This is a genomic window from Micromonospora sp. NPDC000121 (genome assembly GCF_042899165.1).
Classification (GTDB): Bacteria; Actinomycetota; Actinomycetes; order Mycobacteriales; family Micromonosporaceae; genus Micromonospora.
The window spans coordinates 109,105-134,787 of record NZ_JBIAZP010000002.1 but is presented as its reverse complement, the minus strand read 5'-3'; the positions used below and the strand labels follow the sequence as shown (position 1 = coordinate 134,787).

At 74.1% G+C, this 25,683-nt stretch carries 26 protein-coding genes; 9 read left to right on the top strand and 17 right to left on the bottom strand.

The window, feature by feature from the left end; genetic code table 11:
* Positions 1–93: 93 nt before the first annotated feature.
* The 6 genes from ACFY23_RS06640 to ACFY23_RS06615 form a co-directional block, all read right to left on the bottom strand.
* Entirely contained in the window at positions 94–1,218 is a 1,125-nt protein-coding gene (locus tag ACFY23_RS06640; RefSeq protein ID WP_350684618.1) for an ABC transporter permease, read from the bottom strand.
* Positions 1,215–2,726 (bottom strand): sugar ABC transporter ATP-binding protein, encoded by a 1,512-nt coding sequence (locus tag ACFY23_RS06635; protein WP_350684630.1) that lies wholly within the window; start codon positions 2,724–2,726, stop codon positions 1,215–1,217. The genes ACFY23_RS06640 and ACFY23_RS06635 overlap by 4 nt, the downstream gene beginning before the upstream one ends.
* Before the next feature lie 116 nt (positions 2,727–2,842).
* Positions 2,843–4,021 carry an ROK family protein gene (locus ACFY23_RS06630; protein WP_350684619.1) on the bottom strand — a complete coding sequence of 393 codons (1,179 nt, stop codon included), beginning with the start codon at positions 4,019–4,021 and terminating at the stop codon, positions 2,843–2,845.
* Between the two features lie 212 nt (positions 4,022–4,233).
* A complete protein-coding gene (locus ACFY23_RS06625; protein ID WP_350684620.1) occupies positions 4,234–5,340 on the bottom strand; it encodes a YihY/virulence factor BrkB family protein in 1,107 nt (368 codons plus the stop codon).
* Positions 5,341–5,404: 64 nt separating this feature from the next.
* Positions 5,405–6,214, bottom strand: coding sequence for an ABC transporter permease (locus tag ACFY23_RS06620; protein ID WP_350684621.1), 810 nt, complete (start codon positions 6,212–6,214; stop codon positions 5,405–5,407).
* An 11-nt stretch (positions 6,215–6,225) separates the two neighbouring features.
* Entirely contained in the window at positions 6,226–7,020 is a 795-nt protein-coding gene (locus tag ACFY23_RS06615; protein WP_350684631.1) for an ABC transporter permease, read from the bottom strand.
* A gap of 164 nt (positions 7,021–7,184) precedes the next feature.
* Here ACFY23_RS06615 and ACFY23_RS06610 point away from each other — a divergent pair, with 164 nt between their 5' ends.
* Both ACFY23_RS06610 and ACFY23_RS06605 read left to right on the top strand, forming a co-directional pair.
* Positions 7,185–7,499, top strand: coding sequence for a PadR family transcriptional regulator (locus tag ACFY23_RS06610; protein WP_350684622.1), 315 nt, complete (start codon positions 7,185–7,187; stop codon positions 7,497–7,499).
* On the top strand, positions 7,499–7,837 hold the full coding sequence (locus ACFY23_RS06605) for a hypothetical protein (protein ID WP_350684623.1): 339 nt from the start codon (positions 7,499–7,501) through the stop codon (positions 7,835–7,837). The genes ACFY23_RS06610 and ACFY23_RS06605 overlap by 1 nt, the downstream gene beginning before the upstream one ends.
* 124 nt (positions 7,838–7,961) lie before the next feature.
* On the opposite strand, the gene ACFY23_RS06600 is transcribed toward ACFY23_RS06605, so the two are convergent.
* Genes ACFY23_RS06600 through ACFY23_RS06590 form a run of 3 tightly spaced genes read right to left on the bottom strand, consistent with a single transcriptional unit; the run spans position 7,962 to position 8,877 of the window.
* Positions 7,962–8,150 carry a DUF397 domain-containing protein gene (locus ACFY23_RS06600; protein ID WP_350684624.1) on the bottom strand — a complete coding sequence of 63 codons (189 nt, stop codon included), beginning with the start codon at positions 8,148–8,150 and terminating at the stop codon, positions 7,962–7,964.
* The gene (locus ACFY23_RS06595) at positions 8,141–8,635 is read right to left on the bottom strand and encodes a DUF5753 domain-containing protein (protein ID WP_350684625.1); all 495 of its coding nucleotides are present in this window, start codon (positions 8,633–8,635) and stop codon (positions 8,141–8,143) included. The genes ACFY23_RS06600 and ACFY23_RS06595 overlap by 10 nt, the downstream gene beginning before the upstream one ends.
* Complete coding sequence (locus ACFY23_RS06590; protein ID WP_387051202.1) at positions 8,542–8,877, bottom strand: multiprotein-bridging factor 1 family protein; 336 nt, start codon at positions 8,875–8,877, stop codon at positions 8,542–8,544. The genes ACFY23_RS06595 and ACFY23_RS06590 overlap by 94 nt, the downstream gene beginning before the upstream one ends.
* Positions 8,878–9,159: 282 nt before the next feature.
* On the opposite strand from ACFY23_RS06590, the gene ACFY23_RS06585 reads away from it, so the two are divergent.
* Both ACFY23_RS06585 and ACFY23_RS06580 read left to right on the top strand, forming a co-directional pair.
* A complete protein-coding gene (locus ACFY23_RS06585) occupies positions 9,160–9,378 on the top strand; it encodes a hypothetical protein (RefSeq protein WP_350684626.1) in 219 nt (72 codons plus the stop codon).
* Positions 9,378–9,623, top strand: a complete 246-nt coding sequence (locus ACFY23_RS06580; protein WP_350684627.1) for a flavin reductase — start codon at positions 9,378–9,380, stop codon at positions 9,621–9,623. The genes ACFY23_RS06585 and ACFY23_RS06580 overlap by 1 nt, the downstream gene beginning before the upstream one ends.
* A 58-nt stretch (positions 9,624–9,681) precedes the next feature.
* Here ACFY23_RS06580 and ACFY23_RS06575 read toward each other — a convergent pair whose 3' ends face one another.
* Entirely contained in the window at positions 9,682–10,221 is a 540-nt protein-coding gene (locus tag ACFY23_RS06575; RefSeq protein ID WP_350684628.1) for a hypothetical protein, read from the bottom strand.
* Between the two features lie 102 nt (positions 10,222–10,323).
* Positions 10,324–11,256, bottom strand: coding sequence for an ABC transporter ATP-binding protein (locus ACFY23_RS06570; RefSeq protein ID WP_350684629.1), 933 nt, complete (start codon positions 11,254–11,256; stop codon positions 10,324–10,326).
* A 539-nt stretch (positions 11,257–11,795) separates the two neighbouring features.
* Here ACFY23_RS06570 and ACFY23_RS06565 point away from each other — a divergent pair.
* The 5 genes from ACFY23_RS06565 to ACFY23_RS06545 all read left to right on the top strand — a co-directional run bounded on the left by ACFY23_RS06565 (position 11,796) and on the right by ACFY23_RS06545 (position 18,759).
* Positions 11,796–13,946, top strand: coding sequence for a TRAP transporter permease (locus ACFY23_RS06565; RefSeq protein WP_387036720.1), 2,151 nt, complete (start codon positions 11,796–11,798; stop codon positions 13,944–13,946).
* Entirely contained in the window at positions 13,943–14,962 is a 1,020-nt protein-coding gene (locus ACFY23_RS06560) for a TAXI family TRAP transporter solute-binding subunit (RefSeq protein WP_350684524.1), read from the top strand. The genes ACFY23_RS06565 and ACFY23_RS06560 overlap by 4 nt, the downstream gene beginning before the upstream one ends.
* A 70-nt stretch (positions 14,963–15,032) precedes the next feature.
* The gene (locus ACFY23_RS06555) at positions 15,033–17,405 is read left to right on the top strand and encodes a nitrate- and nitrite sensing domain-containing protein (protein ID WP_350684523.1); all 2,373 of its coding nucleotides are present in this window, start codon (positions 15,033–15,035) and stop codon (positions 17,403–17,405) included.
* Positions 17,402–17,794 carry a roadblock/LC7 domain-containing protein gene (locus ACFY23_RS06550; RefSeq protein WP_350684522.1) on the top strand — a complete coding sequence of 131 codons (393 nt, stop codon included), beginning with the start codon at positions 17,402–17,404 and terminating at the stop codon, positions 17,792–17,794. The genes ACFY23_RS06555 and ACFY23_RS06550 overlap by 4 nt, the downstream gene beginning before the upstream one ends.
* On the top strand, positions 17,791–18,759 hold the full coding sequence (locus ACFY23_RS06545) for a TAXI family TRAP transporter solute-binding subunit (RefSeq protein WP_350684521.1): 969 nt from the start codon (positions 17,791–17,793) through the stop codon (positions 18,757–18,759). Before ACFY23_RS06550 ends, ACFY23_RS06545 begins: the two co-directional genes overlap by 4 nt.
* 4 nt (positions 18,760–18,763) lie before the next feature.
* Here the strand turns inward: ACFY23_RS06545 and ACFY23_RS06540 are convergent, their stop codons facing one another.
* The 6 genes from ACFY23_RS06540 to ACFY23_RS06515 all read right to left on the bottom strand — a co-directional run bounded on the left by ACFY23_RS06540 (position 18,764) and on the right by ACFY23_RS06515 (position 25,574).
* The gene (locus tag ACFY23_RS06540; RefSeq protein WP_350684520.1) at positions 18,764–19,300 is read right to left on the bottom strand and encodes a hypothetical protein; all 537 of its coding nucleotides are present in this window, start codon (positions 19,298–19,300) and stop codon (positions 18,764–18,766) included.
* Entirely contained in the window at positions 19,301–21,202 is a 1,902-nt protein-coding gene (dnaG, locus tag ACFY23_RS06535; protein WP_350684519.1) for a DNA primase, read from the bottom strand. It lies immediately after the preceding gene.
* A 115-nt stretch (positions 21,203–21,317) separates the two neighbouring features.
* Positions 21,318–22,955 carry a BCCT family transporter gene (locus ACFY23_RS06530; RefSeq protein WP_350684518.1) on the bottom strand — a complete coding sequence of 546 codons (1,638 nt, stop codon included), beginning with the start codon at positions 22,953–22,955 and terminating at the stop codon, positions 21,318–21,320.
* A gap of 88 nt (positions 22,956–23,043) precedes the next feature.
* On the bottom strand, positions 23,044–23,880 hold the full coding sequence (locus tag ACFY23_RS06525; protein ID WP_350684517.1) for a siderophore-interacting protein: 837 nt from the start codon (positions 23,878–23,880) through the stop codon (positions 23,044–23,046).
* A gap of 10 nt (positions 23,881–23,890) precedes the next feature.
* Positions 23,891–25,231 carry a deoxyguanosinetriphosphate triphosphohydrolase gene (locus ACFY23_RS06520; protein ID WP_350684516.1) on the bottom strand — a complete coding sequence of 447 codons (1,341 nt, stop codon included), beginning with the start codon at positions 25,229–25,231 and terminating at the stop codon, positions 23,891–23,893.
* Entirely contained in the window at positions 25,221–25,574 is a 354-nt protein-coding gene (locus ACFY23_RS06515) for a VOC family protein (RefSeq protein WP_350684515.1), read from the bottom strand. The genes ACFY23_RS06520 and ACFY23_RS06515 overlap by 11 nt, the downstream gene beginning before the upstream one ends.
* Positions 25,575–25,683 lie beyond the last annotated feature (109 nt).

Genomic DNA, 25,683 nt, shown 5'->3' with positions numbered 1-25,683 from the left:
ACGGGACGAGGGTGTGCGGGATCCGGCCACCGTCGCTCGGGTGGCCCGGACGCTGCGCGGATCGGGTTGTGGTTGCCGGTGGTGCGGTACGGGTCAGGGGGTGGTGAGCCGGTTGCGGCCGAGGAACTGGGTGAGGCTGCGGAACTGGACCTGCTGGACCAGGACGGCGGCGACGATGATGCCGCCCTTGACCATGTTCTGGGCCTCGGTGGTGAGGCCGTTGATCGCGAAGAGGTTGGTGATCGTGGCGAAGATGATCACCCCGAGCAGGGAGCCGATGATGGTCCCCCGCCCGCCGCTGAGCAGCGTGCCGCCGATGATCGCGGCGGCGATCGCGTCCAGCTCGTAGAGGTTCGCCATCGCCGCCTGAGCCGAGTTCGCCTGGGCGGTGAGCATGATGGCCGCGATGCCGCAGCAGAGGCCGGAGAGCGCGTAGAGCAGCAGGGTGTGCCGCTTGACGTTGATGCCGGCGAGCCGGGCCGCCTCCGGGTTGCCGCCGACGGCGACCGTACGCCGGCCGAAGGTGGTGCGGTTGAGCAGCACCCAGCCGGCGGCCACCACGGCGGCGAGGATGTAGACCAGCAGCGGGATGCCGAGCAGGTTGTTGCTGGCGAGGCCGTTGATGAAGCCGTTGTCCGAGACCTGCGTCTGCTTGTCGGAGATCTCGGCGGCCAGGCCCCGGGCGGCCACCAGCATGGCCAGGGTGGCGATGAACGGCACCAGCCGGCCGTACGAGATCAGCATCCCGTTGACCAGGCCGACGGCCAGCCCGACGGTGAGCGCGCTGAAGATCATGCCGCCGGCGCCGTAGCTCTGGGTCGCCACCGTCGTGCACCAGACCCCGGCCAGCGCGACGATCGCGCCGACGGAGAGGTCGATGCCGCCGCCGATGATCACGAAGGTCATCCCGACGGTGACCACGCCGACCACGGCCGCCAGCTTGAGGATGCTGAGGATGTTGTCCCACACCCAGTCCGGGTTCGAGTACAGGTCGGATCGGGTGAGGGCGCCGATGACGACGAGCACCACCAGCACGCCGAGGAGGCCGAGGTTGCGCCGGGCGCCCTCGCCGCCGTCGCCCCGCCACCAGGAGAGCCGCCCGGCGGTGGACACCTTGTCGACGGCCGCCGCGGTCTGCGCCGGGTCCACCGGCGGGGACTGCGCCGGCAGGTGCGCCGCCCGCTCCGGCGCGTCGGTGGAAGTAGGACCCTCGGTCATGCCGGTGCGCCTTCCATCAGGGACCCCGCCATGACGAGGTCGAGCACGGTGTTCTCGTCGAGTTCGCCGGCCGGGGCCTCGCGGACGACCCGCCCCTCCCGCATCACCAGCACCCGGTCGGCCAGGCCGAGCACCTCGGGCACCTCGCTGGAGACCAGCAGCACCCCGACGCCGCGGGCGGCCAGCCCCCGGACGACCTGGTAGAGCTCCGCCCGCGCGCCGACGTCGACGCCCCGGGTGGGCTCGTCGAGCAGCAGCAGCCTGGTGTCGCCGAGCAGCCAGCGCCCGACCACCACCTTCTGCTGGTTGCCGCCGGAGAGGTTGCGCACCGGCCGGCGTACGTCGCGGGGGCGCAGCTCCAGGCTCTCGGCGATCCGGTCCGCCTCGGCGCGCTCCCGCCCGGCGTCGGTGAAGCCGGCGCGGGCGTAGCGGGCGAAGGTGGCCAGGGTGACGTTGCGGTAGATCGGCTCGCCGAGCAGCAGCGCCTGGCTCTTGCGTTCCTCGGGGGCCATCCCCATGCCGGCCCGCACCGCCGCGCCGACGCTGCCGGGGCGCAGCGGCCGGCCGGCCATCCGCACCGTGCCGGCGTCGGGCCGGCGGGCGCCGTAGATCGTCTCCAGCAGTTCCGACCGGCCGGAGCCGACCAGCCCCGCGATGCCGACGATCTCGCCGGCCCGGACGCCGAGCGAGACGTCGGCGAACTCGCCGGCCCGGGTCAGCCCCTCGACCGTGAGCAGGTCCGCCCCGCCGGTCGTGTCCGCCGGGCGGTCCGGGAAGACGTACTCGATGGTGCGGCCGGTCATCCGGCTGACCAGGTCGCGGGTCGGGGTGTCGCGGGCCGGCAGGTTCGCCGCGGTGGTCCGGCCGTCCTTGAGTACGGTCACCCGGTCGCCGATCTCGCGGATCTCCTCGAGGCGGTGCGAGATGTAGATGACGGCGATGCCCTGCGCGGTCAGCTCCCGGATGATCCGGAACAGGTTGCCCACCTCGTCGTGGGCCAGCACGGCGCTCGGCTCGTCCATGATGATCAGCCGGGCCTCGTGGGACAGCGCGCGGGCCATGCTGACCACCTGCTTGCCGGCGGCGGGCAGCGTGCGAACCATCCGTCCGGGCGGGATCTCGGCGTGCCCCAGCCGCCCGAGGATCTGCCGCGTGTGCCGGGCCATGTGTCCCCGGCGGACGAAGCCGAACCGGCGCGGCTCGTGGCCGAGGAACGCGTTCTCCGCGACCGAGAGGTCCTCGACCAGGTCGAGTTCCTGGTAGATCGTGGCGATGCCGGCGCGCATGGCGGCCTGCGGGTTGGCGAAGGCGACCGGCTGGCCGCGCCACTCGACCTGCCCCGAGTCGGGGCGGTGCACCCCGGCCAGCACCTTGATCAGGGTGGACTTGCCGGCGCCGTTCTGCCCGAGCAGGCAGTGCACCTCGCCGGCACGCACCTCCAGCTGCACCCCGTCCAGCGCGCGTACGCCCGGGAAGGTCTTGACCACGTCGGTGAGGCGCAGCACCACCTCGCCCGCGACGGCGTCGGCGGGCGCCTCGACCAGCGGAGCGTCGGCGGGGACGACATCGGCCGGCGTGGCGGCCGTCTGCTCGGGCTGGGTCACGATCTCCTCCTCGCGCTCGGTCACGACGCCTCCGCGAAGGCCACGTCGCTGGCCAGGACGGCGGCGCCGGCCACGCCGGCGCGGGGTCCCAGCTCGGACAGGACGACCGGGAGGTTGCCGGTGGCCAGCGGCAGCGACCGGCGGTAGACCACGCTGCGGATCTCGGCGAGCAGGATGTGCCCGAGCTGGGCGAGCCCGCCGCCGATCACGATCATCGACGGGTTGGTGAAGCTGACCAGCCCGGCCAGGACTCCACCGACCCGCCGACCCCCGTCGCGGATGAGCTGGATGCAGGTGACGTCGCCCTCGCCGGCGCCCTCCGCGACGTCCCGGGCGGTCACCGCGCCCCGCGCGGCGAGCCGCTCGGCCAGCGCGGGCGAGGCGCCGGTACGCGCCGCGGCGGTCGCCTCCTTGGCCAGCGCGGCACCGCTGAACAGGGCCTCCAGGCAGCCGAGGTTGCCGCACGAGCACATCGGGCCGTGCGCGTCGACCTGGATGTGGCCGATGTCCCCGGCGCAGCCGTCGGTGCCCCGGTAGACCTCGCCGCTGAGGTAGATCCCGCACCCTATTCCGGTGCCGATCTTCACGAAGAGGAAGTCGTCGACGGAGTGGGCGACGCCGCCGTGCCGCTCGCCGATCGCCATGATGTTGACGTCGTTGTCCACCACCGCCGGGCAGCCGTGCTCGCGGGTGAGCAGTTCGCGCACCGGGAAGCGGTCCCAGCCCGGCATGATCGGCGGGGAGACCGGGACGCCGTCGCGGAAGCTGACCGGGCCGGGCACCCCGATGCCGACGGCGTCGAGCCGCTCGTAGGCGCCGTCCACCCTGGCCTTGTGCAGCAGCTCGTTGACCCGCTGGAGGGTCACCTTCGGTCCGGTGCGGATGTCGGCCGGCTCGGCGTACGCGGCGACCGGCTCCAGGCGGCCGTTGACCACCTCGACGTCGATGGAGCTGGCGCCGAGGTCCACGGCGGCGAACCGCAGGTGGGGACTCAGCTCGACGAGGGTGGAGCGCCGGCCGCCCCGGGAGGCGGCCAGCCCCGCCTCGGCGACGTAGCCGAGCCCGACGAGCCGTTCCAGCTCGGCCAGCAGCCGGGGGCGGGGCATCTGCAACCGGTCGCCCAGCTCGGCCCGGGACACCGCCCCCTCGTCGCGGAGCAACCGCAGCAGCCGCACGTGCAGGGGGTCGACCGTCCGCACCGGACTCACCTCATCCCGCGACTCGTTCACATCGACGTATCACCGATGTGTTGTGTCCGACACAGTAAGAGCCTTCTGCCTCGGCTGTCCATACCTTCAGCAGATCCGGTCACAACTTTTGTCAGATCGAGCAAAAGTGTCGCCACGCGGGGAGCAGAAGCGGCGCCCCGCCGCCCGGGACGGGCGACGGGGCGCGGCAGTGCGGGGGTCGGTCAGCGCGGGCCGGCGGCGTTGCGCTTCTTCTTGAGCTTGCGGTCGTCACGCAGCTCGACGTAGGGCTCCTCGTCGGGCGAGTGGCCGGCCTCGATGGCGCGGCTGCGCTCCAGCTCGGCGTCGAACTCCGCGCCGAGGAGGATCGCGATGTTGCTCAGCCACAGCCAGATCAGGAAGATGATCACGCCCGCGAGCGCCCCGTACGTCTTGTTGTACGAGCCGAAGTTGCTGACGTAGAGGGCGAACAAACCGGAGATCACCAGCCAGATCACCACGGCCAGCACGCCGCCCGGGCTCACCCAGCGGAACCCGCCGTGCTTCGCGTTCGGGGAGGCCCAGTAGAGGATCGCGAACATCAGGCTGACCAGGAGCAGCAGCACGGGCCACTTGGCGACGTTCCAGACGGTCACCGCGGTGGAGCCGAGGCCGATCGCCTCGCCGACCTGCTCGGCGAGGCCACCCGTGAAGACCACGATCACCGCGCTGGCCAGCAGCATCACGCCGATGACCGCGGTCACCCCGACGCGGATCGGCAGCGTCTTCCAGATCGGCCTCCCCTCCGGCACGTCGTAGATCGTGTTGGAGGCGCGCATGAAGGCGGCGATGTAGCCGGAGGCCGACCAGAACGCGGCCAGCAGACCGAGGATCGCGGCGAGCCCGGCGAAGCCGCCGCTCTGCTGCGCCTGGCCGATCGCCCCCTCGATGATCTGCCGGATGTTCTCCTGCGGGACGGCCTGGTTGACGGTGTCCTTGACGCCCGCCGTCGCGCGCGGGCCGAGCAGGCCCAGGATGGAGACCAGCACCAGCAGGCCGGGGAAGATCGAGAGCACCCCGTAGTAGGTCAGGGCCGCCGCCCAGTCGGTGAGGCTGTCGTCCTGGAACTCCCGGAGCGTGCGCCGCAGCGTCGCCTTCCACCCCGTGCCCGGCAGCTCGGCCGGGCTCTCGGGGCCCTCGTCGGGCCCGACCGGGCTGCGCCCGGGGCGGTGCCGCTGCGCGCTGTGGTCGGCGCGCCCTGTCCGGCGGTCACCGCCCGCCCTGCCGGCGGCCACAGCGCCGGGATCGTCGTGGTCGCGCCCGCTGCGGGCGGAAGACTCGTCGGAAGCCATCGCCCCTCCCTCTGGTCGGCTGATGTCCCCTCGACATGCCCCGGCAGCGGCGACGATTAACCATCTACCGGTAGAGCAACCTGCCCATCCGACGCGAAGCGACCAGCAGGCCGACAGCCAGCACCGCGAGCAGGTAGAGCACGTCGAGCACCCACGCCCAGCCGGCGGTGCCCACGGTGACGCCGCGGATCAGGTGCACCGCGCGGTAGAGCGGGGTCACCTCGACCACCCAGCGCAGCAGGGACGGGTAGGCCTCGGCGGGGACGAACGTGCCGGAGAAGAGGAACAGGGTGAACTGGGCCGAGCCCATCAGGTCGAAGTCCTGCCAACTGCGCATGAAGGTGGAGATCGTCATGCCGAGCGCACCGAAGGCGAAGCCGACCAGCACCGCCGCCGGCAGGGCGACCAGGGCCCGGGCCACGGTGGTCAGGTCCATCCCCACCATCACCACGAGGAACGCGGCCGAGTAGGACCCGCCCCGCAGCATCGCCCAGCCCAGCTCCCCGAGGGCGATCTCGAACGGCTGCACCGGGGTGGCGATCACCCCGTCGTACAGCTTCATGTACTTCATCTTGCCGAAGAAGTTGAACGTCGTCTCCGACAGCGCGCCGGTCATCGCCGACGAGGCGAGCATGGCCGGCGCGACGAACGCCGCGTACGTGACGACCTGGCCGCCGGGCAGCGTGAGGTCGCCGACCAGCGCGCCCACCCCGACGCCGATGGAGAGCAGGTAGAGCAGCGGCTCCACGAAGCCGGAGACGAGCAGCAGCCAGTAGACGGACTTCAGGGCCGCGACGTTGCGCTCGGCCACCGACGCCGACCGGCGGGTCGCGGCGGCGACGTCGACCAGCCGGGGCAGGACGAGACTGACCACAGCAACCCCTCCTAGACGACGAGCCGGCGACGGAACGCGCGGCGGGCCAGCAACCAGCCGCCGACCGCCCAGGCCGCGAGGTAGAGCAGGTGGCCGACGGCCGACCACTGCGGAGCGACGCCGAGCGCCGCCGCCCGGCACAGGTCGACGCCGTGCCACAGCGGCGTCGCGTACGCCAGCCAGCGCAGCGCCGTCGGCAGTGACTCGACGGGGAAGAACACCCCCGCGAACAGCGTCATCGGGATCACCGCGAAGCGGAGCAGCATCGCCAGCCAACTGTCGCTGGACACCACCGACGCGTACGCGAAGGTCGGGGCGGCCACGGCGAGGCCGAGCAACGCCACCACCGGCAGCGTGGCCACCGCCCACGGCGAGCGCAGCGCCCCGAACAGCGCCGTCACCAGCAGGAACGCCGCGATGGTGGTGACCACCCGGAACAGCACGAACGCCAGGTGCCCGCTGAGGATGTCGCCCACCCGCAGCGGCGCCGCGCTCTGCGCGAAGTAGGTCTTGATCCACTGGAAGTTGCTGAACACCGGCCACGTCGACTCGCCGATCGCCGTCTGCAGGGCCGTCGACGCGATCAGGCCGGGCACGATCCACTCGAGGTAGCGCACCCCGCCGACACCCTGGTCGATGTAGGCCCCGACGCCGACCCCGAACCCCAGCACGGTCAGCACCGGCAGCAGGAACGACGAGAAGACCCCGCCCCGCCAGGTGCGCCGGTAGCCGACCAGGTAGTGCGCCAGCACCGCCAGCGCCGGCACCCGTGGCGGCCGCGCCCGCTCCCGCGCCTGTTGCGCCACGCTCACGCGACCACCCCCGTTCACCACGGCCTTCCTACCCAGGGGGTACGACAGGCCGTGGCCACCCTACGACCGGCGCACGCGCCTGTCGTGGCAGTTTCCGCTCCGAGCGGGGTCCCTCCGTTCCCTGGACAGGCTTAATCTACATAGGTAGCCTTGGCTTCGTGAAGCCACTCGGACGCATCGGTGCGGCGACGGTCGACGTCCTGCGGGTGCTGGTCGACAGCGACCGGCCACGCTGGGGGCTGGAGATCATCAAGGTCACCGGGCGCCCGTCCGGCAGCGTCTACCCGCTGCTGGAACGGTTGGAGCGCAACGGCTGGGTGACCTCGTACTGGGAGGACGAGACGGACCGCCGCGGCCCACGGCGGCGGATGTACCAGCTCACCGCCGACGGAGCGGTGGCCGCCCGGCGGGTCTGCGCCCAGGCCGCCGCCCGGGCGGCGCACCACCGCCCGGCCCGCCTCCGGGAGGCGTGATGATGCCCGTCCGAGCCGCGCTCGTCCTCGTGCGCTGCGCCGCCGCGCTGCTTCCCGGCTCCTCCCGCGCCCGTCATCTCGAACAGTGGCAGGCGGACGTGTACGGCGCCGCCGAACTCGACATGTCCCCCCTGCGGCTCGCCGCGGGCACCCTCGGCGCCGCCGTCCGGATCGCCGCCACCAGCCCGAAAGGACCTTCAGCCATGCAGCCCATCGGCCCGCTCGCCCTCGCCCTGAAGCTGATCGGCGGCACGCACGCCCGCCGCCGCGCCGCCACTCTCGCCGCCGTGTTCACCGCGACCCTGCTGGCCGGCGTCGGGCTGCTCATCGCCGGCTGACCGGCGGTCGCTCCGCCGCCTGCCGCCCGAACCGGCGCCCGCAGTGCGGGGTGAGCGCGGCGACGTGCGGGAACACGTCGACCAGGCTGGCCGCGGGGACCGGCAAGTGGCGGTGGTGGGTGGGCTACCGCCGGGCGACGCCCGAGACGAACGCCCGCCAGGCGGCGGGGCCGAAGGTCAGGGCCGGACCGCTCGGGTCCTTGGAGTCGCGTACGGCCACCACGCCGGGCAGGTTGTCGGCCACCTCCACGCAGGCACCGCCGCTGCCGTTGCTGCGGGTGCTCTTGCGCCACCGGGCACCGGTCAGGTCCATGTCTCCGCCACTTCCGCGATCAATTCGAGGGACTGCTGCTGCGATAGTGCCTCACCGCGGATCGACTCCCACACCTCGACCATCTGCCGCACGTACTCGGCGCGGTCGATCACCTGCCCGTGGCGCTGCCCGTCCAGGTAGACGACGTCCTCACCGGCGGGCGAGGTGGCGATCACGAAGGGACCATCGAGCCCAGCGTACGCCCCGGCAGAGAGCGGCACGACCTGGATCCGCACCCGGGGCAGCGCCCCACCAAGCTTCACCAAGTGCCGCAGTTGCTCGCGCATCACCTCCGGCCCGCCGATCTGCCGGCGCAGCACGTACTCATCGATAACCACACTGAGCAGCGGCGGTCGGTCGCGGGTGAGCACCGCCTGCCGGTCCAGCCGGGTCACCACCTGCCGCTCGATCTCGTCCGCTGCGAACAACCCGGCACCGGCCAGGATGGCGTGGGCATACTCGTCGGTCTGCAAAAGTCCAGGCACATAGAGCGGCTCGAACCAGCGCAGCGCGGTGGCCTCCTGCTCGATGCCGGCCCAGTCGCGGACCAGGGCACCACGGCCTCGCGGCTGATCCGTCGCTGGATGCGCTCGAAGCGCCCATCCGCCCCGAACACCGCGTCGCAGCGGCGGGCGAAGTCGAGGCTCGGCCGGCGCTCGCAGGTCTCCACCTTGGCGACCAGGGCGCCCGAATAGCTCAGCGCCTCGGCCAGCGCGGTCTGGGACATGCCACTGGTGGAACGGGCGAGCCGCAACTCCTCCGCGAAGTGGTCCAGCATGGACGAGCGTTCCACGGACAGCCTCCGTACATCCTCGTACCGCCAGGGACCGGCCGCCGTACGCCCTGGTCGTCGGCGCGCGGGACCTCCCACCGTAGTCGGGTCCTCACCAGACTGTCACGCAGCGGAACCGCTCACGGGATCGGACGGCGGGCGGAACCAGGCCGGGGGGCGCCCGGCGACGACGAGGTCCAGGGCGCCCCCCTTCCCACCTCGACGGAGGCTCACCGCATGCGACTCAGGTTCTGGCGCTGCCGGCGCTCGACACCACCCGCCGCGCTCCCCCGGCGTACGCCCAACACGTCACCGGCGTGGGCGACCGCGCCGACGGAGGTCTTCCCGACCGACGGCCCGGGACGCCCGGGGCGGCTGACCCGGGCGCAGGAATGGCGGGCGAACGGCGGCCGCTGGCTACCGTCGCCGCGCCGGGCCGAGGAGGACCCGCGCTGATGCCGCGCTACCGCCCGCACGTCGCGGCGCGCCCGTCCTGGCGCTGCCGGGTGTGCGGCGCCGCGTGGCCCTGCTCCCCGGCCCGGCTGGCGCTGCTCGGCGAGTACCGCGAGAACCGGACGGGCCTGCTGATCTACCTCGGCACGCTGATGTGCGAGGCCACGGGCGACCTGGCCGACCTGAACGGGCAGGTCGTGCCGGACGGGCTGGCCGACCGCTTCCTGAGCTGGGCGAGGGCGCGATGAGCAGTACGGCCGACCGGCTCTCAGCTCGGGTGGCACCGAAGGACCGGGCGCGGGCCGTTCAGCCGCGGAGGGCGCGCAGCAGCGACAGCACCGCGGCGGCGAGCAGCAGCAGCCCGGCGCCGGCGCCGACGACCAGGCCCGCCGCCACCCCGGAGGTGAGCGCGGTGACCAGACCGGCCAGCGCGACGGCGCACATGGCGACGCCGAGGGGCCGCAGCAGCGGGTCGCGCAGCACCGGCACGAGCGGGAAGAAGTGCAGCCCCACCACGGCGCAGACCAGCACCGGGATGAACTCCGACCAGCCGGCGAGACCGAGCGCGGCGGCACCCAGCCCGGCGGCGGCGAACTCGGCGACGACGATCAGCAGGTAACGGCGGTCGGCGGCGCGGCCCAGGGCGGCGGCGGCCGCCCTCCGGCTCCGGGCCACCACGACCGCTCCGGCCACCGCCGTGAGCAGCGCCGCGCCGCTGGCGACGACGAGCAGGCTCCGCACCGGTTGGTCGGCGGCCGGCACGCTGAACCAGACGGCGGCGAAGACCCCCAGGTAGAGCGCGCCCAGCCCGGCCTGGTGGCGGGACTGGAACTCCAACCTCGACATGTGACCCCCGTGCTCGTCGCCGGGCGGGCGGCGGGCCGCCGGCCCGATGCTACGGAACGAGTCGCAGGACGCTGACGGCCTTCGCGCCGCCGGTGCAGCGACTCAGTCGACCAGGGTGCGGCCGGTGAGGTGGAGGAAGACGTCCTCCAGGCTGCTGCGCCGGACCAGCACGTTGGCGGGGTGCAGACCCAGCGCGGCGACCTCGGCCACGGCCGCGTCGCCGTCGTGGACGTAGAGCAGGATCCGGTCGGGCAGCACCTCGACCCGCTCCCCCAGGCCGTCGAGCTTGCCGGCGAACGCCTCCTGCGACTCGGCGGCGAACCGCAGCTCCACCACCTCGCGGGTGGAGTGCCGCTCGATCAGCGCGCGGGGCGAGCCCTCGGCGACGATCCGGCCGCCGTCCATCACGACCAGGCGATCGCAGAGCTGCTCCGCCTCGTCCATGTAGTGCGTGGTGAGCACCAACGTGACGCCCTGCTGCTTGAGCCGGAACAGCCGCTCCCACACCAGGTGCCGGGCCTGCGGGTCGAGGCCGGTCGTCGGCTCGTCCAGCAGCACGATCTCGGGCTCGTTGACCAGCGCGCGGGCGATGGTCAACCGCCGCTTCATGCCCCCGGAGAGCGGCTCGACCTTGCTGTCGGCCCGCTCGGTGAGCTGGACGAAGTCGAGCAGCTCGGCGGAGCGGGCCCGGGCGACCCGGCGCGGGATGCCGAAGTAGCGCGCGTAGGTCGTGAGATTTTCCCGGACGGTCAGCTCCGGGTCGAGGTTGTCGAGCTGGGGGCAGACGCCGAGCCGGGCCCGGATGGCCGGCCCGTCGCGGACGGGATCCATGTCGAGGATGCGCAGCTCGCCGCCGCTGGGTGGGGAGACGCACCCGATCATCCGCATGGTGGAGGACTTGCCGGCACCGTTGGGCCCGAGGAAGCCGAACGCCTCACCGGCGCGCACCTCGACGTCGATGCCGTCGACGGCGGTGAAGTCACCGAACCTCTTCACCAGCCCCCGCGCCCGGATGAGTGGCTGAGGCGTGGTCACCGCCCGACCCTAACCGCCCGGTCCGACACGTCCCACCGGTTTGTCGGGCGGCGCGCGCCCGGCCCCGCCGCCGGCCGACCGGGGCCGCCCCGCCGTCCCGCAGCCGGAGTAGGGGGCGGCGCCGTAGGGGCGGTGGCCAGGTAGGGGACCCCCTCGGCGCCCGGGATCGGTCGACCGGGCGCACGGAGAGCGACAACACTACTCAGTGTCACGGCACTGTCGGTGAGGGTGCGCCCACACAGGCCGATGGACGGACGGAGGATCCGGAGGGCGTTGTCGGGACCATAGCGGACAAGAGGGATTCGATCGCCGTCCGACATTCCGCATTGCCACCGGTTTTCAGTTCACATTCCGATCAAAAGGCGGCCACAGCCACGGTGTCTCTGCGTAATTGAATGCCCGCCACCATTACCGGCTGCAATCACGGTCGGCAATATTCCCTAGGTTATGCAATTCGCGTATCGTGCCCCCTCGTGTCACCAGTACGTTCTTCCGGCGATCCCGCCCCACACCGACCCTCCGTGGGCTCGGGATCCACCGTGGACGACGACCCGACGCCGCTGCCGCCGGAGCCGCCCGACAGGACGGATCCCGCCGGCGCCGACCCGCGCGACCTCGCCGCCCAGTTCGAGGACGAGAAGCCGGGACGGGTCCTCTCCGGGCCGGTCGGCGTCCTGGTCACCGGCACCACGCTCGCGATCGCGCTGCTCGCCCTCTGGCAGGTGTTCAGCCCGCTCCCGCAGGGCAGCAAGTTCTATCTCATCATCTTCCTGGCCGGCGTCCTGCCGGTCGTCTTCCTGGCGTACCCGGCGAACCTGCGGCTGCCCGAGCGGCTGCGGCGCGGGGCACGACGAGCGGACGGTGAGGACCGGCCCGACACCCCCGACCGCCGCGACGGCGGGGGCCCGACCGTGGCCGACTGGGTGCTGGCCGTCGCGGCGCTGGTGAGCTGCCTCTACCCGGTGCTGCCGGTCCCCCTCGGCGACGGCGGCGGCGGGTACGACGCCTTCCTCGACCGGCAGGGCCTGCTGGTCGGGGTCGACGTGGCCATGGGCACCGCGCTGCTGCTCCTGCTGCTGGAGGCGTGCCGGCGCACCACCGGGTGGATCCTGCCGGCCGTCTGCCTGGTCTTCCTCGGCTACGGCTACTACGGCGGGCTGCTGCCCCAGTCCTGGCCGGTGGCGCACGCCGGCCTCGACTTCGGGCAGCTCGTCGACGCCTTCTACAACTCCGACAGCGGCTTCTACGGAACTCCGCTCGACGTCGCGGCGACGTACATCGTGCTGTTCACCATCTACGGGGCGGTGCTGGACCTCTCCGGGGCCGGGCGGTTCTTCGTGGAGCTCTCCGCCGCCGCCTTCCGGCGTTCCCGGACGGCGGCCGGCCGCACCGCCGTCGCCTCGGGCTTCCTGCTCGGCACCGTCTCCGGCTCGGGCGCGGCCACGACGGTCAGCATCGGCGCGGTCACCTGGCCCGTCCTGCGCCGGGCCGGCTACCCGCCGGAGCGCGCCGGCGGCATGCTCGCCGCGGCCGGCGTCGGGGCGATCCTGTCCCCGCCCACCCTCGGCGCGGCGGCCTTCATCATCGCCGAGTACCTGGGCGTGTCGTACCTCCAGGTGCTCGGCTGGGCCACCGTCCCGACGGTGCTGTACTACCTCGGCATCCTGCTCGCGGTCGAGATCGACGCCCGGCGCTCGGGGGTCCGCGCGGTCGTGCTCGACACCGCCTCCCCGTGGCGGCTGCTGGGCCGGTTCGGCTACCACTTCCTGTCGCTGTTCGCGATCGTCGTGCTGCTTGCCGTCGGCTTCTCCGCGACCCGGGCCGTCGTGGTGGCCACCATCCTGGCCGTGGTGCTGTCCTTCCTGGACCGGCGGCACCGGCTCACCCCGGCCCGGCTGCTCACCGCGCTGAGCGCCGGGGTGCGCGGCGTGCTCGCGGTGAGCGCGGTCTGCGCCGCGGCGGGCATCATCACCGCCACCACCACCAAGACCGGCCTCGGTCCGCAGGCCGCGGCGCTGCTGGTCGGCGGGGCCAGGGCCGTCAGCTCGGATCCGGCCGTGGTGCTGGCGCTCACCGCGCTGCTCGCCGCCGTCGCCCTCACCCTGCTCGGGCTGGCCGTGCCGGTCACCGCGTCGTTCGTGATCGGCTGGGTGATCATCGGTCCGGCCCTGCTGGACCTGGGCGTCACCGCGCCGGCGGCGGCGATGTTCGTCTTCTACTTCGCGGTCCTGTCCGAGGCCTCCCCGCCGACCGCGCTCGCCGCCGTGGCCGCCGCCGCCGTGACCGGCGGCCGGCTGGTGCCGACCATGTGGCAGACCCTGCGGTACGCCCTGCCGGCCTACCTCATCCCGCTCGCCTTCGTGGTCACGCCGACGGGCCTCGGGCTGCTCGGCATCGGTGGCGCGCAGCGGATCGCCGTGGCCGGGACGGTGGCCGCCCTCAGCGTCGCCGTGCTGGCGGTGGCGGCGGGCGGCTGGCTGCCCGGCGTCGGCCCGGCCGGCACGCCGGAGCGGATCCTCGGCGCGCTCGCCGGGCTGACGCTGCTCTGGCTCGAACCCGTACCCGTCGCGGTCGGCGCCGCCCTGGCCGCCGTCATGGTGGCGGGTGTGCTCGTCAGACGCGGCACCGCCGGCCCGACCGGCGTGCCGTCAGCAGGTCCAACGGTCACCCATGGGGAGGAGAAACAGTGAGACGGATCAACATGCGGATCGCCGCGGGGGTGGGCACGCTGGCACTCGTCGCGGCGGCAGCCGGCGGTTGCGGGGGCCGTCAGGACGGCGCCACCAAGGACGACGCCGCCAGCGAGGTCACCTGCAAGGTCACCGAGAGCACCCGCGTCGGCATCGCCACCGGCAACGCCACCGGCGTCTACTACCCGGTCGGCAACGCCCTCGCCGGCCAGCTCTCCGGGGCGACCGACGGCAAGCTGAGCGGCACCGCCGCCGAGACCGGCGCGTCGGTGCAGAACGTCGAGCAGCTCGTCGCCGGCCAGTACGACGTCGCCTTCTCGCTGTTCGACACGGCGGTCAACGCGGTGCAGGGCAAGGGCAGCTTCACCGCCCCGCAGCCGGTCGAGGCGCTGGCCCGCATCTACGACAACTACACGCAGGTCGTCGTCCGGGCCGACTCGGGGATCACCTCGGTCGCCGACATGAAGGGCAAGAAGATCTCGACGGGCTCCCCCAAGTCCGGCACCGAGGTCATCGCCAACCGCCTGCTGGAGGCCGCCGGCCTCGACCCGGCCAAGGACATCCAGGCGCAGCGGCTCGACCTGACCAAGACGGTCGAGGGCGTCAAGGACGGCAGCATCGACGGCCTCTTCTGGTCGGGCGGCGTGCCCACGGGCGGCCTGACCGACCTGTTCACCACGGCCGGCGACAAGGTGAAGTTCATCGACATCACCCCGCTGCTGCCCAAGATGGCCGAGATCAACCCGGCGTACCAGGCGGGGACCATCAAGGCGGACGTCTACAAGACGTCGGCGGACACTCCGACCATCGTGGTGCCGAACGTGCTGCTGGTCCGCAAGGACCTCAACGCGAACGTGGCCTGCGCGATCACCCGGACGGTGTTCGACAAGAAGGACGTCCTGGCCCAGGCCAACCCGGCGGCCAAGGGCATCAGCCTCGACACCGCCCGCAAGACCGACCCCGTGCCGCTGCACCGGGGCGCGGCCAAGGCGTTGCAGGACCTCGGCGCGAGCTGACCCGTCGGTGCCGGGTCCGGGGCGTCCCGCCCGGGCCCGGCACCCTCCCGACCCATCCCGGAAGGCCCGAGTGTCGCTTCCCGACCCCGTCCGCGTGCGCCGGCACCACCGGCCCACCGACCACACCGACCGGCTGTGGTCGGTACGCACCCAGCTGCTCGCGCCGATCCTGGTGGCCACGGTCGGCCTGGTCGTGCTGGGCGCCACCCAGACCGCGACCGCGTTGGACGCCTCCGCCGACGCGGACCGCGCCCGGGTGCTGGCCGGCACCGCGACGGCCACCGTGCGCCTGGTGCACGAGCTGGAGCGGGAACTCGGCGAGACGGCGGCCCTGCGCCAGCGGGGCGGCTCGACCGGCCGTCCCCTCGTCGACGCGCAGCGGCGGCGGGTCGACACCTCCGTGGAGCGTTACCGCAGCGCCAGTCGGGACGCCCGCCGGGCCGCCCCGGACCTCGGCCAGGTGCTCGACGGCGCCGACGCGCAGCTCGGCCAGCTCGCCCCGGCCCGCGCGGTCGCGCTGGGCGCCACCACCGCCGACCCGACCTACCTGGCGCTGGTCGAGTCGCTGCTCGCCGTCGCCGACGCGCTGCCGGCCCAGGTCCGGGACCGGGACCTGGCCAACGGGGCCCGGGAGGTGGCGGCGGTGGCCGCCCAGGAACACCTCGCCGCCCTGGAACGCGACCTGCTCCGCACCGTCTTCGTGCGGGGCGCGCTGGCGGACGGGGAACTGGTCCGCCTCGGCCAGTTGCGCGGCGCTCAGGAGCAGCGCCAGGCCGAGTTCTCCCGGATCGCCGTCGGGCGGTCGGCGGACGCGTACGCCCGGCTGGTGGCCGGCACCGACGTCTCCACGGCGCGGCGGATGCGCGACAGCGCGCTCAACGCGGAGACCGAACCGGGCGGGCTGCGGACCGACGGCGACGCCTGGTACGTGGCCCAGAGCGGCGCCATCCGCCGGTACAACCTGCTCGGCCGCGAGCTCTCCGAGGAACTCGACCGCCAGGCCGCCGGCCTGGCCCGGGACGCCCGGCGGCGGGCCCTGGTCACCGGCGGCGCGACCACCGCCGTCGCGCTGGCGTCGCTGGCCGCCGCCGCGCTGCTCGCCGTGCGCACCAGCCGCCGGCTGCGCCGGCTGCGGGTCGCCGCGCTCACCATGGCGCACCGCGAGCTGCCGGAGCGGATCACCGCGATCGCGGCCGGCGACGGTACGCAGACCGAGGGCGCGGCCACCCGGCTCACGGCCGGCATCCGGCAGGGCCGGGACGAGGTCGCCCAGGTGGCCCAGGCGTTCGACACGGTGAACCGGGCCGCGCTGCGGCTGGCCGGCGAGCAGGCCGAGCTGCGGATGGACGTGACCCGGATGGCCGAGGCGCTGGCCCGGCGGATCCGTACCCTGATCACCCGGCAGCTGCGCCTGCTCGACGAGTTCGAACGCGAGGAGACCGACCCCGACGCCCTGGCCCGGCTCTTCGCCCTGGACCACCTCGCCGCCCGGATGCGGCGCAACGGCGAGAACCTGCTGGTCCTCGCCGGCGGCGAGCCCGGCCGCACGCACGAGGGCGCCCACCTGCTGGCCGACGTGATCCGGGCGGCCGCCTCGGAGATCGAGGACTATCCCCGGGTGGAGGTCGACGTGCCCACCGCCGCCGTGCACGGCGACGCCGTGGGCAACCTGGTCCACCTCCTCGCCGAGCTGCTGGAGAACGCCACCGTCTACTCGCCGCCGGACGCGCCGGTGCACGTCGACGGCCGGCGCACCGTCGACGGGCTCACGCTGCGCGTGCGCGACCGGGGCATCGGGATCAGCGACAGCCGGCTCGCCGCGATCAACGAGCGGCTGCGCGTCCCCGCGATGCTCTCCAGCGCCGCCGCCGGCAGCATGGGCCTGCACGTGGTGTCCCACCTGGCGGCCCGGCACGGCGTGCGGGTGCACCTGTACGGCACCGGCGCGGGCACCGTCGCGCAGGTGGACATCCCGGAGTCGGCGCTGACCCGGGTCGAGGCGGTCGCCCCGCGGCCCGCCCCGGACCGGCGTACGCCGGAACCCGCCGCCGCGGCCCCCTGGTTCCGGCCGCGCTCCGCCCCGGCCGCGCCGACCGGCGCCCGGCCGGGTGAGTCGGGTGACCCGGCCGCCCTGCCCGACATGGCCGGCATCCACCGCGCGCCGACGGTCGCGCTCCCGGTGCTCGGGGCGCGGCCGACCGGCCCCGCCGCCGCGCCGCCCCCGCCGGGCCCGGTGCCGGCCCCCACCACCGGGGTCGCGCTGCCCCGCCGCACCCGGGGCGGCCAACTCCCGGCCGCGCTGCACGACGCCCCCGCGCCGTCGCCGAAGGACGACCTGCTCGACCCCGAGCTGGTGCGCTCCCGGCTGTCCGCGCTCGCCCAGGGCGTCGCCGCCGCGACGCGACGTACCCAGCAGACGACACCCCCCAGGAGAACCCCATGACCCCATCCGCGAGCACCGGCCTCGACTGGCTGCTGGCCAACTTCGCCGAGCAGGTGCCGGACGTGTCGCACGCCCTCGCCGTCTCCGGCGACGGGCTGCGGCTGGCGGCCTCCCCCGACCTCGCGCCGGACCAGGTGGACCAGCTCGCCGCCGTGATCAGCGGCCTGGCCAGCCTGACCGTCGGCGCCGCGCGGCTGATGTCCGCCGGCCGGGTACGCCAGCAGATCGTCGACATGGACGGCGGGGTGATGCTGGTGATGGCGGCGGGCGAGCGCGCGCTCGTCGGGGTGCTGGCCGCGCCCGGCTGCGACCTGGGGCAGATCGGCTACGAGACGGCCATGCTGGTCCAGCGGGTGGCGGAGGCGCTGGAGCCGGCGGTCCGGGCGTGACGGGACGGCCCCGACGGCTGCTGGCGGCCCTGCTGGCGACCCTGCTCGCCGCCGGCTGCGGCACCTCCGAGGCCGGGCCGCAGCCCTGGCACGGCGGTCGCATCTTTCTCGCCACCGGCAACACCACCGGCGTCTACTACCAGCTCGGCGGCGGCTACGCGGACGTGATCAGCCGCCACCTGCCCGGCTACGAGGCCCGGGCCGAGCCGACCGGGGCGTCGGTGGACAACATCAACCGGCTGGTCAGCGGCGACATGGAGATCGCGTTCAGTCTCGCCGACACGGCCGCGGACGCGGTGCAGGGGCGCGGGGCCTTCGAGGGCCAGCCCCAGCCCGTCCGGGCGCTGGCCCGGGTCTACAGCAACTACACCCACGTGATCGTCCGCGCCGACGCGAAGATCACCGCCCTGTCGGGGCTGCGCGGCAAGCGGGTGTCCACCGGCTCACCGAAGTCCGGCACCGACGTCATCGCCGGGCGCCTGCTGACGGCGGCCGGCCTCGACCCGGACCGGGACGTCCGCCGGGCCACGCTGTCCCTGCCGGAGACGGTCAAGCGGATGCGGGCCGGCACGCTCGACGCGATGTTCTTCTCCGGCGGCCTGCCCACCCCGGGCATCGCCGACCTGCTCTCCAGCGCCCCGGGGACGTTCGCGCTGCTGCCGATCGCCGACCTCATCGAGCCGCTCGGCACCCGGCACGGCCCCGTCTACACCACGGCCGAGCTGCCGAAGGAGGTCTACGGCACGAAGACCGCCACGCCGACCGTCACGGTGGCGAACGTGATCCTGGTCGGCGCCGACATGCCCGACCAGTTGGCGTACGACCTGACCCGGCTGCTCTTCACCTACCAGGCCGACCTGGTCGGCGTGCACCCGGAGGGCGGCAACTTCACCCGGCAGAGCGCCGCCGGCACCAACCCGATCCCGCTGCACCCCGGGGCGGCCCGCTTCTACCGGAGCGGCTGACCGGTCAGGCGTCCGCCGGGGTGGTGGCGGCGCGGGCGGCGGCGACGAGGCGGTCGGTCTCGGCGAGCACCTCGGGGTCGTCGGCCGGGGTTCCGGGGTCGAGGCGGACCGTCCAGGTGAGGCCGTCCACGCCCGGCGCCCGCCGCGCGGCGACCCGGCCGGAGCCGCCGGGCACGGGGTGGTGCTGGGTGTACGCCACGGAGCGGGTGACCCGCTCCCGTACCTGGTGCGGCAGCTCACCGGGGTCGAGCAGCAGGTAGGTCTCGGCCGGGCAGTCCGCCACCACCAGGTAGCCGTCGCGCTCCGCGACCCGCTCGGCCGGCGTGACGGTGAGTTCCCGGCCGGACCAGACCGCCTTGAGGATGTCGTGCCAGCCCAGCCGGTGCGCCCGGCCGGGCAGCCAGAGCCCGAGGTTGCTGGCCACCACCACGCCGTCGCCCTCCCCGTTGCCGGCCGCGGCCCAGGCGAGCACCCGCTCGTCGGGGGCCAGCGGCGGCCGGGCGGCCGGCGGCAGCTTCGGCCTGCGGCGGAACAGTCCCATCTACAGCCCTCCCGCGGCCTGCTCGCGCAACGCCCGGGCGTGCTGCTCCAGCGAGAGCAGCTCGCCGAAGGCGGCGAAGTACTCGTCCTTGTTGTTGACCGGGTTGATCCGCTGGATCCGGGACTTGAGGTCCCTGATCCGGCTGGTCACCGAGCCCCACTGCAACCGGGCCATCGTGACCGAGACGTAGCGCGGATCGGGTTCACCGTCGATGCGCAGCGGCTCCACGGCCAGCTCGCCGACGAGCGCCCGGGCGGCGAGGTCCTCGCAGGCGTCGCGGACCGACTCGATCCAGACCGCGCCGCCCGTCGCCGTGGCGGCCCCGCCGACGGCCGCGACGGCCGCCCGCACCGCCACGTGTACGGGGTGGCGGTACTCCGACGCCTCGACCGCGTCGAACATCGGCCCGGCCAGCACCGGCTCCTGGAGCGCGAGCTTCAGCGCCTCCCGCTCGACCATCGACTGCGGGTTGTCGACGACCGGCTCGGCCGGGGCGGGCCGGGGCGGCGGCGGGGCGTCGCGCCCGGGCGCGGCGGACGCGGCGGACGCGGCGGCCAGCACGGCCCGCTGCACCGGCTCGATCTCCATGCCGAGGTCGCCGGCGAGCTTGCGGACGTACTCCGGGCGCTTCTCCCGGTCCTTGATCTTGGCGACCAGCGGCGCGGCCCGGCGCATCGCCTCCACCCGGCCGTCGACGGTGTCGAGGTCGTACCGGTTGATGACGTGCCGCAGCGCGAAGTCGACCAGCGGCTCGCGGCGGGCGACCAGGTCGCGGACCGCCATGTCGCCCTTGGCCAGGCGCAGGTCGCACGGGTCCATGTTGTCGGGGCTGACCGCGATGAAGGTGCGCCCGACGAAGCGCTGGTCGTCCTCGAAGGCCCGCAGCGCGGCCTTCTGGCCGGCGGCGTCCCCGTCGAAGGTGAAGATGACCTCGCCGGCTCGTTCGTCGCTGTCGAAGAGCACCCGGCGCAGCACGCCGATGTGGTCCGCGCCGAACGCCGTGCCGCAGGTCGCCACCGCCGTCGGGACGTCCGCCAGGTGACAGGCCATCACGTCGGTGTAGCCCTCGACCACGACCACCTTCCCCTGCTTGGCGATCTCCCGCTTGGCCTGGTCGATGCCGTAGAGGACGTGCGACTTCTTGTAGATCGGCGTCTCGGGGGTGTTGAGGTACTTCGGGCCGTCGTCGTCCTCGAAGAGCTTGCGGGCGCCGAAGCCGATGACGTCGCCGGTGATGTCGCGGATGGGCCACATCAGCCGCCGCCGGAACCGGTCGATCAGCGTGCCGGAGCGGGACGGCCGGGACAGCCCGCCGGTGACCAGCTCGTCGTGGGTGAAGCCCTGCTGGCGCAGGTGCTTGGTGAGCAGGTCCCAGGCGTCCGGGGCGAACCCGCAGCCGTAGCGCTCGGCGGCGGCCCGGTCGAAGCCGCGGCGGGCCAGGAACTCCCGGGCCGGACGCGCGCCGGCCGTGGTGAGCTGGGCGCGGTAGAACTCGACGGCGGCGGCGTGCGCGGCGACGAGGCGCTGCCGCTGCCCCTGCTGCGGGCGGGGCCGCGGCGCGGCGGAGTCGCCCTCGACGTAGCGCAGTTGGATCCCGGCCCGGGCGGCGAGCCGCTCCACCGACTCGACGAAGCTGAGGTGCTCGGCGTCCATCAGGAACTTGATCGCGTCGCCGCCGGCGCCGCAGCCGAAGCAGTACCAGACGTTGCGGGCGGGCGAGACGTTGAACGAGGGGCTCTTCTCGTCGTGGAATGGGCACAGCCCCTTGAGGTTGCCGCCGCCGGCCGACTTCAGGGTCACCGTCTCCGAGATGACGTCCGCGATCGAGCTGCGCTCCCGGACCAGCGCGATGTCCTCGTCCCGGATCCGCCCAGCCATGTCCGCCACCCCCTCGCCGTACATCCTGCCCTGCCCGACCGGCGTCGCGCCGCCGGGGGACGCCGGGTGTGGCGACCACCGCCGCCACCTCGACGGTTCCGCCGTCGCGGCCGGGTCACCCCCGGCGGCTCCGCGCCGGTCACCGCGGGCGGCGCCGCAGGTAGCGCCGCACCGGCGGCGGGTCCTCCTCCTCGTACGACCGGGCGGCGCGGATCGCCGCGGCCAGGCCGTAGCGGCGGGCCCGCGGCGGCGGGGTGACCGCCGGGTCCCGGGCCATGTCCCGGAACAGCGCGACGGCCAGGCCGAGCATGACCACCACGAACGGCAGCGCGACGAGGATGGTCGCCTGTTGCAGCGCGTCCAGCCCGCCGACCAGCAGCAGCACCGCGGCCACCGCCCCGATCAGCACGCCCCAGACCACGACCAGCGCGCGGTGCGGGCGCAGCGCGCCCCGGGACGTCAGCGAGCCGAGCACCAGCGCGGCGGAGTCGGCGCCGGTGACGAAGAAGAGCGCGACCAGCACCATCGCCAGCAGGGTGGTCAGGCCCGCCAGGGGCAGCGCCTCGAGCAGACCGAAGAGCGCCCGCTCGGTGCCCGCGCCGACATCGGCGACCAGGTCCCGGGCGCCGGTGGCCTGCACCCGCAGGGCACTGCCGCCCATCACCGCGAACCAGACCACGCTGGCCCCGCTGGGCACCAGCAGCACGCCGGCGACGAACTGCCGGACCGTGCGCCCCCGGGAGATCCGGGCGATGAAGATGCCGACGAACGGGGCCCAGGAGATCCACCACGCCCAGTAGAAGATCGTCCAGGAGCCCAGCCAGGCCGGGTCGGAGAACGCGCCGGTACGGGTGGACATGGTGATCAGGTGGCTCAGGTAGTCGCCGACCGAGGCGGGCAGCACCTCCAGCGTGTAGATGGTCGGGCCGGCCACGAACACGAAGACCATCAGCGCGACCGCGAGCACCACGTTGGTGGTGGACAGCCACTTGATTCCCCGGTGCAGGCCGGAGAAGGCGGAGACGACGAAGGCCAGGGTGAGGGCGGCGATCACCACCAGCTCGACCGCCGTGCTGTCCGGCACGGGGGTGAGCAGGTCCAGCCCGGCGGCGACCTGGAGGGCGCCGAGGCCGAGACTGGTGGCCGAGCCGAAGACGGTGGCGAAGACGGCCAGCAGGTCGATCGCCCGGCCGACCGGGCCGTCCGCCCGCGCGCCGAGCAGCGGCTGGAAGGCCGCCGAGATGCGGTTCTCCCGCCCCTTGCGGAACGTCGAGTACGCCAGCGCGAGCGCCACCACCGCGTAGATCGCCCACGGGTGCAGGGTCCAGTGGAAGAGCGTGTACTGCATCGCCGCCGCCCCGGCCGCCCCGGTGTTCGGCGCGATGCCGGTGGCCGGCGGCGGGGCGGCGTAGTGCTCGATCGGCTCGGCGACGGCGTAGAAGACCAGGCCGATGCCCATGCCGGTGCTGAACATCATCGCCACCCAGGCGAGCGTGCTGAACTCGGGTTCGTCGTCGTCGGCGCCGAGCCGGATCCGGCCGAACTTCGTCGCGGCGATGACCACCGAGAGCACCAGGAAGGCGTCGGCGGCCACCACGAAGAACCAGCCGAAGGTGTTGATCACCCAGGCCAGGCCGGACTCGCCGAAGCCGGCCAGGGAGCCCCGGGCCAGCACGCCCCAGGCCACCACGGCCAGCACGCCGCCGACGCTGAGTGCCAGCACCACCGGATCGACCCGGCCCACCGCCCGTGGCCGGTCCCGCCCCTGCTCGCTCATGGTCACCCCCCGCCCATCCTGCTGGGCACGGGGGCGGCACACGGCGATATCGGGCGAACGCCCGCCCCCGGGTGCCCGGGGCGGCCACTCAGGCGGGGACGGCGGCGGACTCCTCGGCCTCGACCTGGCGGTTCCAGTCGGGCTTGCTGGCGCGCCAGCCCTCGTCGTCCATGCCCCGGCGCCAGTAGCCGGAGATGGAGAGCCGGTCGCGGGTGACGCCGCGCTCGACGCGGAGCAGACGGCGCAGTTCCTTCACGAAGGTGGCCTCGCCGTGGACGAAGGCGTGCACCTCGCCGGGCGGGAACTCCAGGTCGCGGACCGCCGCGACCAGGGCCTCCCCGACCGGGCGCCCGCCGCGGTGCAGCCAGGTCAGGCGCACCGCGCCCGGGCTGACCAGCCGCTGCTCCTCGGCCGGGTCGGCGACCTCGACGAACGCGACGGCCGGGGCGCCGACGGGCAACCGCTCCAGGGCGGCGGCGATCGCCGGCAGCGCGCTCTCGTCGCCGACCAGCAGGTGCCAGTCGGCGTCCGGGCTGGGGGCGTACGCCCCGCCGGGGCCGACGAAGTGCACCGGGTCGCCGGGGCGCAGCGCGGCCGCCCACGGCCCGGCGAGCCCCTCGTCGCCGTGGTGCACGACGTCGACGGTCAGCTCCCCGGCCAGCGGGTCCCAGGCCCGCACCGTGTACGCGCGCAGCCGTGGCCACTGCTCCCGGGGCAGGTCACGACGGATCGCCGCGAGGTCCATCGGGCTCGGGTAGTCGACCCCGGGCACCGGAAAAACGATCTTGATGTAGTGGTCCGTGAACTCGCCCACCGGCAGGCCGACCAGTTCCTCGCCGCCGAGCACGAGCCGGATCAGGTGGGGCGTGGGCCGCTCGGTGCGCAGTACGCGGGCGGACGTGACCTTCTTCGGGCGCTCCGTCATGCTGGTTAGGTTAGCCTAAGTAATCCGGGTCGCCCATCGGCCCTCCGTCGGCCCCGGGGCGGCGCGCCAGCCGCGCGTGCCAGGCCACGGCCGCCGGGTCGGTCAGCGAGGCGACCTGGTCGATCACCACCCGGAGCCGGGCGGCGTCGTCCGGCGCGGCCCGCCAGAGCGGGGCGAAGACCGGATCCAGCGCGTCCGGCGCCCGACCGGTGAGGGCGTGCACCAGATCAGCCAGCACCTCCCGCTGCCGCTGGTAGCGACCCTCGGCGCCGGGGCGGCGCATCACGTACCGCAGGGCGATGCCCTTGAGCAGCGCGCACCGCGCCCGGATCCGCCGGGGCACCACCAGGTCGGCGGCGTACCGGCGGTGCGGGCCGGGGCCGTACCGCTCCTCGGTGGCCGCCACGACGGTCGAGACGAACCGGCCGGTCAGCACGCTGGTGGTCGCCTTCAGCGCGGCCAGCGCGCGGTGGCTGCCGTCGTAGCCGGCCAGCGGGGCGAGCACCGGGTCGTCGAGCAGCTCCCGCAGCACCTCGTCCAGGTCGGCCGGGGACTCGCCGGAATAGGTGGCCGCGACGTCGGCGCAGAGCGCGGCCCGCTCGTCGGAGTCGTCCAGCAACGGGCGCAGCGTCACGTACCCGCCGTGGATGCCGTCCTCGACGTCGTGCACCGAGTACGCGACGTCGTCGGCCCAGTCCATCACCTGCGCCTCCAGGCAGCGCCGCCCGTCGGCGCCCGCCGTCGCGTCGCCGCCGCCCGGCGCGGCGGGCGGCCCGGCAGGGGCGCCGGCCCGCAGCCAGGCGAAGACCGGCAGGTCGTCGGCGTACGCCCCGAACTTCCGCCGACCCGGGCGGCGGGGCCACGGGTACTTGCTGACCGCGTCGAGCGAGGCGCGGGTCAGGTTGAGGCCGGCGGACGTGCCGTCCGGGGCGACCACCTTCGCCTCCAGCCGGGTCAGCACCCGCAGCGTCTGCGCGTTGCCCTCGAAGCCGCCGCACCCGGCCGCCAGCACGTCCAGCGCGTCCTCGCCGTTGTGCCCGAACGGCGGGTGTCCCAGGTCGTGGGCGAGCCCGGCGGTGTCCACCACGTCCGGGTCGCAGCCCAGCCGGGCGCCCATCTCCCGGGCGATCTGCGCGACCTCCAGCGAGTGGGTCAACCGGGTCCGCAGGAAGTCGTCGGTGCCGGCCGTGTGCACCTGGGTCTTCGCGGCGAGCCGCCGGAACGCCGCCGAGTGCAGCACCCGGGCCCGGTCCCGCTCGTACGCCGACCGCCCGTACCCGGTGTCCTTCGGCGGCTCGCCGACCCAGCGGGCCGTGTCCGGGTCGTCCGGCCCGGGACGCTCAGTCCCCACGCTGCCGCAGCACGCAGAACTCGTTGCCCTCCGGGTCGGCGAGCACGATCCACTCGACGCCGCCCTGCCCGATGTCGACGTGCCGGGCGCCCATGTCGACCAGCCGCTCGACCTCGGCCTCCTGGTCGTCGGGGCGCAGGTCCATGTGCAGCCGGTTCTTGGTCTCCTTGTCGTCGGCGACGGGCACGAAGGTGATGCCCGGCAGCCGGTCGGCGGACCGCCGGATCTCCACCCCGTCCGGCTGCTCGGCCACCACCTGGTAGCCCAGTGCCTCGGCCCACCAGCGGGCGAGCCGGGCCGGGTCCCGGGCGTCGACGGTCAGGCTCTCCCAGGCGCTGCTCATGCCGATCAGGTTACGCCCGGGCGGCCCGAACGGCTCGTCGCCGGCGCGCGCCGGACGGACCGCAACCTCCGTTCAGGCGAGAGTTGTCAGCCGATCGCCGACCGTTACG